Here is a 7,107-nt window from a genome sequence, read left to right as displayed (position 1 = left end):
AGCTGGGCCCGCGTCATACACGACGACCTACCGGATCAGACCCTGCCGCAAGGGCGAATCCCAAATATTGATCACAACCCGATACGCGCCCTAGTGCGCTGTCCACCAACGTTCACCGGGGTGGAGGAGCGGAGCGGAAGGGAGCGAGGACCGCAGCGAAGGCCCACCCCGGGCCCCGCGGAAATTCCGAGCTCGCGAAGGAATTTTCGTGGGTGGAGCGGAGCGGGCTTCGCGAGGACCGGAGGTTCCTTCCGGCGCAGTGACCGACCCGGCCAAGGTTCGTGGACACCCCACTAGCCACCGGAAGGGGCCATCGAGCCGCCGTACAGTCCGTCGGACAGACCGGTGCGCTGCGAGGCCGCAGCGAGCAGAGTGGACACATGCGAAGTCGTTTCGTCATGGTCGCAGTAGTGACCGGGGTCACCGCCGCGTGCACGTCCGGCGCTTCGCCGACGAGGCGAGAGGCTGCGCCCTCGCTCTCTCCCGCAGCCGCTGCGACTGTGCGGTGCGACGACGCGATCGGCGGGCAACGCTCTCCCTCCGGCGATCTGCAGGTCGTCGGCGATGCTGTGGCCCTGCCGACGAGTAAGAGCAGGGCGCAGGCCCTCCAGGCGTCCGACGCGAAGTCGCCCGGCGGAGGTGCGGGGTTCTTCGCCAAGCAGGGCCTGCTCGTCCGGCGTGGAAGACATGTCGAGCTGACCGTGCCGGAGGGACTGACCGGCCGGTTCTGGCTGGTGTGGGGCAACCCGGGGTCGCCTGGTGCTCGTGTCGTCGTGGACCGCTGCGAAGCGCGGGACGAGTGGATCGCCTTCGCCGGGGGGTACATCGTCCGCGCGACCGGATGCCTTCCGGTACAGGTCCGCGTTGACGGCGGTGTGGCCCACGAGGTGCTCATCGGCGTCGGCGCGCCGTGCCCAGGGCAGCGGCCCGCTCCCCGGATCTGATGGCCCGGTCCGGCGATGGGCGGCTCGCCCCGCCGGTGCCCCTGGGAGAGGTCACGACCGGCAGGGCTGAGCCGTAGTCCGCCGGGGAGCGCAGCCGACTGACGAGACGACCGGTTACGGCGTGACCGGCCTGCCGCCGAAGGTCACGACGAGACGGCCGTCCGAGGCGTAGGACCAGCCCAGGGAGCCCGTGTAGGAGGAGCACCGGGATCCGTTCGAGCCGGACCAGAACTGGTTGGAGCTGTCGGCGTTACCGACGATCTTGTCGTTGGACCCGCTGCCGCTGCGGCAGGAGGTGTTGTTGCGGAACACCGAGGTGCCGGCGTCGAAGGAGAAGTTGCGCTCGGTGTTGTCGATGCCGACGTTGTCCGAGATCGACATCGTGCCGGGGTTGCTGTTGTAGGTGAACCCGTGGTGACCGTTGTGGTAGGCGATGTTGCGCCGGATGACGTGGTTGACGGAAATCTTGTCGCCGCCGAGCTTGTAGCCGTTGCGGTCGCCGTTGCCGGCCTGGCTGCCGTCGGTGAGGGTGCCGTTGTCGTAGGACAGGGAGTCCTCGATGGTGACCGGGTCGATGGCGCCTGTCTCCGTCTTGGTGTAGAGGTCCCAGCCGTCGTCGATGTTGTTGTGGGACACGGCGTAGCGGAAGACGTTGCCGGTGCCGGTGGTGAGCTTGGCGGCGAAGCCGTCGGCGTCCTCGCCGTCGGAGTCGGCGTTGTCGTGCGACTCCGCACTGAGGATGAGGTTGTTGGACGGCCACTGGTCGCGGGGAGTGTCGGAGGCGATCCGCCCGAGCTGCAGCCCGGTGTCGCGGTTGAACCGCGTCACGGTGCGCTCGATGATGTTGTTGCTGCCGCCGACGTAGATCCCGTTGTCACCGGCCCGCTCGACGACGATGCCGTACACATGCCAGTACGACCCATTCACGGCGAGCCCGCGGTTCGACGAGGACTCGCTCTGGGCCGAGAAGTTCAGCACCGGAGTCTCACCGGGGTAGGCGGACAGGGTCTTGCGGGCGTTCGAGGTGCCGTTGTTGCCCGGCGCGATGGTGACCGTCTGTGTGAGGTTGTACGTCCCGCCGCGCAGGTAGATCGTCCCTCCGGGGGCGACGCGGGTGATCGCCGCGGTGAGGGTCGTCGGGTCCGACTGCGTCCCCGCCGCGCCGTCCCTGCCGTTCGGCGACACGTACAGCGCACCACTCGACGGTGTGGTCGTGGGCGACGGCGAAGGCGAAGGCGACGGCGACGGCGACGGCGAGCGCGTGGGTGAGGGCGAAGGCGTGGGGGTGGGTGAGGGCGAGCGCGTGGGGGTGGCGGTCGGTGTGGGGGACGAGGTCGTGGTGGAGCCGGTGCAGGTGACGCCGTTCAAGGTGAACGAGGCCGGCTTGGGGTTGGACCCCGACCAGCTGCCGTTGAAGCCGATGGACAATGACGCTCCGGTCGCGATGGCGGCGTTGTAGTCCACGTTCTTGGCCGTGACGTTCTGCCCACTCTGGCTGTAGGTGGCCGACCACCCGGTCTCCACCTTCTGACCGCTGTCGGGGAAGGTGAACCCCAGGGTCCAGCCGTTGATCGCGCTGCCCAGGTTCTGGATCGTGATGGTGGCGGTGAACCCACCCGGCCAGTCGTTGGTCGTGTAGGTCACGGCGCATCCGGTCGCGGCCTGCGCCGTTCCGGCAGTGGCCACGCCGGCCAGAGCCGCGACTCCGGCGAGAGCGCCGATCATCCCGGCACCCGTTCTGATTCTGCTTCTCAAACCGAGCTCCTTGCAGGTCGTGCAGGGCCCCTGACCGAGGAATGACTCCTGGCCCCGCAAGGAATTCATCTACCTGAACTAAATCCATCTACAGGAACATCGCACATCAAGCTACGAGCCCATTGATCGCCGGTCAACGACGCGCCGCGACGGCTTTTCGCGTACGACGGCCCTCACTTGCGCAGAGACCGCCGCAGACGCCGAACGGGACAACGGGGCCGAGTGAAACGTTCAGGCGAGAAGCCGGAAGCAGGGCGGCGGCCGCAGGCGGACCGGCGTTCACCGGGCGACTGCCGTTGAAGACCCGAAGACCCCGCTCAACCGGGCGGCTGCTGTCGCGACACCTCATTCCTCACAACGGCGGCGACCCCCTGCCGGTACCGATGCACCGGCAGGGGACAGATCCGAGCCCATGGGAGACAGCCATCGGGCAACAGCCACCACCACCCGCACCGGCGACGGCGCGAGAAGGAGGAGAGAAAAGGGAGGACAACGCCCGCTCCTCCGGCCGCAGGAAGCGGGCGTCTCTCCAGATATGACATCTCCTGATTCTCCGGACAAAGGGGGAATCATGAGTGAGGGCTCAAACGCTAACGGGCTCCGGACTCCGCCTCGGAAAGGATCGCTTACCGGTTAATAACGATCGGCCTACGACCCCGTCACGCACTGGCGATCAACCACGGTCCACAGGTCAACTGCTTGTCCAGGATGGCGTGACGGGAGAGACATGTCCGGTTGGCAGCACTCCGCTCCCCTTCCCCCCGCTTGGCCCCCGGACCGGTTCGAGGTCCGCTCAACCCGGCCCGCTTCCGACAGGGGCGCGGCCGATCGCTACCACTTCGCGCTGACGGCCCACGAAGCCGCCACGCGCCTTCGGGACGTACGCCTCGCGACACAGATCCAGGTCGTCCGCATCGAGGACGGAGTGACCCTCTTCGATCTGGTCGCCGGGGTGGAGGTGCCCCTCGAACACTGGTGACCGTTAGAGCGATTCGGCAGGCTGCGGCAAGATGGGTGCATGGCGGCGAAGGACGGCGACGGCTGGGCCCTGTGCGCGCTGGGGCACCAGCACTGGGGACTGTACGGCGCCGCCGGCCTGCTCACCGTGCACCACACGCTCGACGGCATGCCGTACGTGCTGATGCAGAAGCGTGCCTGGTGGAGCCATCACGGCGGGACGTGGGGGCTGCCGGGCGGGGCGTGCGACAGCCACGAGGACGCCGTCACCGGCGCGCTGCGCGAGGCGCGGGAGGAGGCGGCGCTGGACGCCGAACTCGTCCGGGTGCGCGGGCTCTACGTCGACGACCACGGCGGCTGGTCGTTCCAGACGGTGATCGCCGAGGCCGAAGGGCTGCTCGACGCCGCGCCCGCCAACGGCGAGAGCGCGGACATGCGCTGGGTGGCGGCCGACGAGGTCGTGTCGAAGGAGCTGCATCCCGGCTTCGCCGACTCGTGGCCGAGGATCCGGCCCGCGCTGAGCCCGGTGGTCGTCGTCCTCGACCTGGCCAACATCATCGGCGCGCGCGCCGAGCACGGATGGTGGAAGGACCGTGCGGGGGCCGCGAACCGCCTGCTCAACGAGCTGATCCCGCTCTCCGGGCAGGGCCTGGGCGAGATGCCGGAAGGGATTCCCGCCCTGACCCGATGGTTCCCGCGCATGGTCGTGGTGCTCGAAGGGGCGGCGGCCCGCGCGGCCGATCCGGGGCCGGTGACCGGAGACCTGACGGTGGTGGTGGCCGGAGGCAGCGGAGACGACGCGATCGTGGAGACGGTGCGCGGCGTGCGGTCCTGGGAGACGGCCCTCGTCGTCACCGCCGACCGAGGGCTGCGCGAGCGGGTGACGGCCCTCGGCGCCTTGGTCGCCGGCCCCCGCTGGCTGCTCAAGCAGCTCTGAAATCCACAAATTCTCTACCATTCGTCCCATTTGGGCAGGATGGACCACATGATCCTGCTCTTCCGCCGACTGGCCACTACCTGGACCGCGACCATTCCGATCCTCGCCGTGGTGGTGCTCGCGCTGGCGTGGGGGCGGACCATACCTCCCGTCGTCGTGGTGATCGCGGCGCTCTTCCTCGCGAGTTCGGTGCTCGCGGCCGTGCACCACGCCGAGGTCATCGCCCATCGCGTGGGCGAGCCGTTCGGGTCGCTCGTGCTCGCCGTGGCGGTCACGGTGATCGAGGTAGCGCTGATCATCAGCCTCACCGCCTCCGGAGGACCGGCCGCGTCGTCGCTCGCCCGCGACACGGTGTTCGCCGCCGTGATGATCACCTGCAACGGGATCGTCGGCCTGTCGCTGCTGGTCGCGGCGCTGCGGCGGCGGGTGGCGGTGTTCAACGCGGAGGGGACCGGAGGCGCGCTGGCCACCGTCGCCACGCTGTCGACGCTGAGTCTCGTCCTGCCGACGTTCACCACGAGCACGCCGGGGCCCGCCTTCGCCCCGGCCCAGCTCACGTTTGCCGCGCTCGCCTCGATCGCGTTGTACGGCCTGTTCGTGCTCACCCAGACCGTGCGGCACCGCGACTACTTCCTGCCGGTGGAGCCCGGCGGCCAGGACGCGGACGCCGCCGAGCACGCCGACCCGCCGAGCACGCGCGCCGCCGTAACCAGCCTGGCGCTGCTGCTGAGCGCCCTGATCGCGGTGGTCGGCCTGGCGAAGGTCGAGTCCCCCGCCATAGAGGTGGCCGTACGCGCGGCGAGCCTTCCCCAGTCCGCGGTGGGCGTCGTGATCGCGCTGCTGGTGCTGCTGCCGGAGACCCTCGCCGCCGTACGGGCGGCCCGGCGCGCCCGGGTCCAGGTCAGCCTGAACCTCGCCTTCGGCTCGGCCATGGCCAGCATCGGGCTCACCATTCCGACGATCGCCGCGGCGTCGCTGTGGCTGGAGGGGCCGCTGCTGCTCGGGCTCGGCCCGGTGCACATCGTGCTGCTCGGGCTGACGGTGGTCGTGGCGACGCTGACCGTGGTGCCAGGCCGGGCCACCCTCCTGCAGGCGGGCGTCCATCTCACGCTGTTCGCCGCATTCCTGCTGCTGGCGGTGAGCCCATGAGCGAGGGTGACGTGAGAGGCGCCGGCCGAACAGCGCCGGGCCTCTCACGCCGGTCACACCCTCAACCGCGGGTCCACTTCTGGTTCGCTCCGCCGGTGCAGTCCCACAGCTGGAGGCGCGCGCCGTTGGCGGGGTTCACGTCCACGATGTCCACACATCGGTTCGCGGGGATGTTGACGAGGTCTCCGGCCGGGGTGAGCGTGAAGCGCTGGGCTCCGGTGCCGTTGCACGTGTAGAGCTGGATCGGCGTGCCGTTGGCGGTGCCCGCAGCCGCGGCGTCCATGCACTTGCCCATCGCGCGGACCGTGCCGTCGCCGTTGATCGTCCACTGCTGGGCGGGGGTGCCGTTGCAGTCGTACATCTGCAGCCGGGCGCCGTCGACGGGATTCGCGCTCGGGATGTCGACGCAGCGGCCGTTCAGGTTGGACTTCAGGGCGCCGCCGGTCCCGGATCCCCCGTCGTCGTTCCACGCGGAGACGCGTACGTAGTCGATCAGCATCGTCTGCGGGAACGACGTGGTCGAATCGGGGTCGCCCGGCCAGTAACCGCCGACCGCCACGTTCAGGATCAGGAAGAACGGGTGGTCGAACACCCACTGGTTGCCGCGGATGTCGGCCGGGGTGACGCGGAAGTACTCCGAGCCGTCGAGGTACCAGACGATGAGGTTGGGCGACCAGTCGACCCGGTAGTTGTGGAAGGCGTCGCCGAGCGGCGCGCCGATCGTCCGGTTGCCGCCGACGCCGCTGCCGCCCGAGTAACCGGGGCCGTGCACGGTGCCGTAGACGGTGTTGGGCGTCTTGCCGACGTTCTCCATGATGTCGATCTCGCCGGTGTTCGGCCAGTTGCCGCCGCCGAGCATCCAGAACGCCGGCCAGATGCCCTGGCCCTTGGGGATCTTGATGCTCGCCTCGAATCGCCCGTACGCCTGACTGAACTTGTCGGCGGTCAGGATGCGGCCGGAGGTGTACTGGCAGGTGCCGTAGTGGCACTGGTAGTTGGCGGGGTTCTCCTTGCGGGCGGTGATCGCGAGGTGTCCCTGCCCGTCGTGGTACACGTTGCGGGTCGAGTTGGTGTAGTACTCCAACTCGTTGTTGCCCCAGCCGCCGCCGCCGATGTCGAACTTCCACTTGGAGCCGTCGACGGACGTTCCCGCCGCGCCGTTGAACTCGTCCGACCAGGTGACGGGGCCGATGGCGGCTTCGGCCCGGTCGGCGCCCGTGCCGGCGACCAGGCCGCCGGTCAGGGTGACGACCATGGCCGCGGCCATGATGAGGAGCCGGGGTTTGCGCATGGAGATCTCCGGTTGGTGGGGGGATGCCAGCAGGATCTCCGGCCCGCGCCGTCGCCGTGTGCGGGGGCGCGCGC

6 protein-coding genes are annotated in these 7,107 nt (G+C 69.4%); 4 read left to right on the top strand and 2 right to left on the bottom strand.

What is annotated here, in order from left to right; genetic code table 11:
• The first annotated feature begins 500 nt into the window (after positions 1–500).
• Complete coding sequence (locus tag ABZ857_RS28530) at positions 501–944, top strand: hypothetical protein (RefSeq protein ID WP_357048407.1); 444 nt, start codon at positions 501–503, stop codon at positions 942–944.
• 114 nt (positions 945–1,058) lie between these two features.
• On the opposite strand, the gene ABZ857_RS28525 is transcribed toward ABZ857_RS28530, so the two are convergent.
• Positions 1,059–2,669, bottom strand: coding sequence for a cellulose-binding domain-containing protein (locus ABZ857_RS28525; RefSeq protein WP_357048417.1), 1,611 nt, complete (start codon positions 2,667–2,669; stop codon positions 1,059–1,061).
• Positions 2,670–3,426: 757 nt separating this feature from the next.
• Here ABZ857_RS28525 and ABZ857_RS28520 point away from each other — a divergent pair.
• From ABZ857_RS28520 to ABZ857_RS28510, 3 genes are read left to right on the top strand one after another with little or no spacing between them, the layout of a single operon-like run.
• Positions 3,427–3,678, top strand: a complete 252-nt coding sequence (locus ABZ857_RS28520) for a hypothetical protein (protein WP_357048404.1) — start codon at positions 3,427–3,429, stop codon at positions 3,676–3,678.
• 39 nt (positions 3,679–3,717) lie between these two features.
• Positions 3,718–4,593, top strand: a complete 876-nt coding sequence (locus ABZ857_RS28515; RefSeq protein ID WP_357048401.1) for an NUDIX domain-containing protein — start codon at positions 3,718–3,720, stop codon at positions 4,591–4,593.
• 48 nt (positions 4,594–4,641) lie between these two features.
• Positions 4,642–5,742, top strand: coding sequence for a hypothetical protein (locus tag ABZ857_RS28510; protein WP_357048398.1), 1,101 nt, complete (start codon positions 4,642–4,644; stop codon positions 5,740–5,742).
• A gap of 61 nt (positions 5,743–5,803) precedes the next feature.
• Here the strand turns inward: ABZ857_RS28510 and ABZ857_RS28505 are convergent, their stop codons facing one another.
• Positions 5,804–7,033 (bottom strand): family 16 glycosylhydrolase, encoded by a 1,230-nt coding sequence (locus ABZ857_RS28505; protein ID WP_357048395.1) that lies wholly within the window; start codon positions 7,031–7,033, stop codon positions 5,804–5,806.
• Between the last annotated feature and the right edge of the window lie 74 nt (positions 7,034–7,107).

The organism is Microbispora sp. NPDC046933, assembly GCF_040644635.1.
Classification (GTDB): domain Bacteria; phylum Actinomycetota; class Actinomycetes; order Streptosporangiales; family Streptosporangiaceae; genus Microbispora.
The sequence above is the reverse complement of the archived record's forward strand: the minus strand, read 5'-3'. Positions and strand labels throughout refer to the sequence as shown.